Origin of the sequence: Mesorhizobium sp. M7A.F.Ca.MR.362.00.0.0, from assembly GCF_004023175.1 — a bacterium.
Classification (GTDB): Bacteria; Pseudomonadota; Alphaproteobacteria; order Rhizobiales; family Rhizobiaceae; genus Mesorhizobium.
In genome coordinates, this window is the sequence record NZ_RZTF01001031.1 from 1 (window position 1) to 269 (window position 269).

The following is a 269-nucleotide window of genomic DNA, read 5'->3' on the forward strand; positions in this document are numbered from 1 at the left end:
GCTGGCGCTCTTCAAGAACGGCGCGCACTTGCGGCGATTTCTCGGTCTCGGCGGGGAGTTTCCGGATCGTTCCGGCAGGATATTTGGCGTCGTTGTCCCCGGTCACCGCCGCCCCCCTGCAAATCAGGTCGGGTGTGCAGATCAACATTGCGTTCACCCCCGGCACTGCCGCCAGCGCACTGGCAAGTGCCGCCGACATCGCCTCGTCGTCGATCTGGAACTCGCCCTGCTTGTAGAGCTGCGCGACGCCGTCCACGGCGCTCTCGGCG

The 269-nt window shown here is 66.2% G+C and carries 1 pseudogene; it reads right to left on the bottom strand.

The features are described 5' to 3' along the window. A pseudogene (locus EOC06_RS39000) lies at positions 1–256 on the bottom strand (adenylate/guanylate cyclase domain-containing protein); the annotation flags it as partial. Between the last annotated feature and the right edge of the window lie 13 nt (positions 257–269).